Source organism: Nonomuraea sp. NPDC050202 (assembly GCF_040656115.1).
Taxonomy (GTDB): domain Bacteria; phylum Actinomycetota; class Actinomycetes; order Streptosporangiales; family Streptosporangiaceae; genus Nonomuraea.
Window position 1 is genome coordinate 1 of record NZ_JBFALF010000111.1, and the last position, 2,598, is coordinate 2,598.

General features: G+C 57.7%; 2 protein-coding genes. Both read right to left on the bottom strand.

Features of this window, described 5'->3' with window-relative positions; genetic code table 11:
• Positions 1-488 precede the first annotated feature (488 nt).
• The gene (locus tag AB0I79_RS63220) at positions 489-1,655 is read right to left on the bottom strand and encodes an amidase domain-containing protein (RefSeq protein ID WP_357896348.1); all 1,167 of its coding nucleotides are present in this window, start codon (positions 1,653-1,655) and stop codon (positions 489-491) included.
• Positions 1,656-2,318: 663 nt separating this feature from the next.
• A partial coding sequence (locus tag AB0I79_RS63225) for a hypothetical protein (protein ID WP_357896351.1) occupies positions 2,319-2,598 on the bottom strand: 280 nt, incomplete at its 5' end.

Genomic DNA, 2,598 nt, shown 5'->3' on the forward strand with positions numbered 1-2,598 from the left:
TGCCGGGCAAAAGACTCAGCCGCTCCGCCTAAGGGCGCTCAGTAGACGCTGTCGTCTGCCCCATGGGCAGGTTGGGATTTCTGCCAAGTACGATGTACCAGCGATCAGAGTCCTTCGACACATCAACAGTGTCGTTAAAAAGACCATCCGCCCACACCCCGGAAATGAAGACCCTAGCATACTTGGGCGAGATCTCGCTCCGAATATCCACTGATGTGAGTTTGATAGCCTTACCGCCATCAGTACGGAGTAGCTGCTCTATTTCGGTTGTGGCTTCGTTATTCGGGGGAATCAGCCGAGCGATCGCCTTGTGATCGGTGCGATTTAGGCCGTCGATGTATCTTTCGATGGCGCCTTGCGCGCTGGGTGCGCCCCTTTCCGCGGCTGGCTGTGTCGTTGTGCATGCAGCAGTTAAAGACAAGCACCCGACTAGGATCATAGTGATCGCCAGCCGGGTGCCACGTCGCATCCTGGTCATACTCTAGAGTCTACGTTCTGTGGGCGTACCATGTCCCATTAGGGTACGCAGCGATTACGCTGGTAAGAGGTTTGTCCTTCGTATCGTTGGAGTGATACGTCATATACTGCTCGTCAACCTCACCGTCACCACCCAGCCCGACATCCGTAACGAACATCGAGTGACTAATGTTGCCGTCGCTGTCCGTGTCGACCTGAAGAACATCCGCGATAGCCATATCCCGGACATGCGAGAGAGCGGCTACGCGTCCAGAGTGAGTTCTAGCAAACTGCATCCAGTTATGCGCCGCAGCCCAGGTGTACGTAGTTGCGAACGTTCCGAGAGAATTGTACCACCAATTGCTCGGGTGAGTTCGATCGCTGACGGGATATGCGCCTGCCGTTTCCCATCCGCCGGCAATCATGATCTGCGAGATAAAGTTCGTGCAGTCGCCGCCCTGACCACCGTATGTGCGATAATCAGTATTGTAAGTGCTCCAATGGCGATAGGCGTATGTGATCATGGCTTCGTAGTCATAGTTCAGCGCATTGTTGGGTGACCTGTATCCCGGTGCGAGCTTGTCAACTCGTACGGCAGTTTTCGGTTGCTCTACGCTACTTGCACCCTTCGGTGCTTCTGAGGGGCGCGCTGCTGGAGCCGGGGTCTGTGGATATGTGTCTGGCGGAATCCCATCGATGGATAGTTGGGGGATCGCGTCCGCCAACTCCCAGTGGCCAGCCTTGTTTACCAGCTCAAAACTATGCCGCAGCTGGTACTCCTCAGCCTGGGGTCCCCCAGAGAGCACACGCGCGAAGTACAGCTTGGTGTGCTCTGTGAGCGCCACTGCAGCCTTGTCGTCACCATGCACCACTTGTGCGTTAGCGATGGAGACTTCGGCGCGTTTATGCCCTCCGTTGACGGAGCGCAGCAGAGTTCTGCGGTCATCGATTGCTTGGGCGTCGGCCCTCAGCCGTTCTGCCAGTGCGGAGCTGACAGGGGCGCTTGTAAGTGCGCTTTGTCCTTGGATGGTCGAGGAGGCTGTGAGCCTCTGCGCGCGGTCCTGCAGGTATTTCTGCACTACACCTATTAGGACGGCGTCATCCGTACTGTTTTGAGACGTCGATGCGTGGGCAGGCGCGACGCCTAATAAGGCGAGAATTATGGCGACGATTATACTGGTACGGAACCACTTTGACATGAACAGATCCTCCTCAAGGAGCAAGCTTGCTTTCTGTGAACTCGGCTTCCGAGGCACAAGATATGTCACAGGTCGGGCTGTATAGCTGGCACCCTGGGGGCACTTGCGGGTTTACTGCCTGAATCATGTTGTGGTCAATTCCTTTAAGAGATATAGATCAACCGCCTATCTCGCGTCAACACCTGGTTGTTAGGTCGCCCCCCAGGCTGCTCTTGAAGGCGATGGTCATAGTTTCCGATATGGCCGGTGTTCTAGCAGGTGGACGGACAGCCAGACCCGTCACCATGGCGCTTGCTGCTCAGCGTCGAAGTGTGATGCAGATCACAAAGCAGGCAGCCCTTAGGGCACTCGGCGATATGATCGGAATCGACGCCAGTTGCGTTGAGTCAGTGGTGACCGAGCTGCACATGGCGTGTTCCCGACGCGTCGGTGGTTCCAGGCGAGATCGCGAATGGCTCGCGCTCAAAGCCTCCCCAACGACAGATTGCGTTGCTCTGATTCTGTGCCACCTCGGGCATGCTTCAGCCACGCGAGCGCCGCAGATGACCATTCGGTCGTTCGTACGTAGTGATAGCTCGTCGGGAGCACTGGAGGGCCTCGAAGCACGGAGTTGGCCAAAGAACAGGCCACCACCGACGGGCGGTGGTGGCCTGCATGGCGAGATCAGCCGAACTCAACCTCGTTTCGTGCACGCTCCCAGACATGCAGGCCGACGGGGCGAATCTCGGTCGCATCGCGGAAGCAAGCGGGGTAGAGCAGGTTCTCTGGGGCATCGCCGTTGGGCACGCTGCGGTCAGGTATAGCCAGAGCGGGCACCTCGACAACGACCCGCCACTCGGCGGGACCGCATTGACCCTGGACTGTGCCTGGTAGCCACGGCCACGAGTCGCGATCGTCGTTCTGGTCATCGTGTAGCGGATACCTGACGAGAACAGGGGTGTCC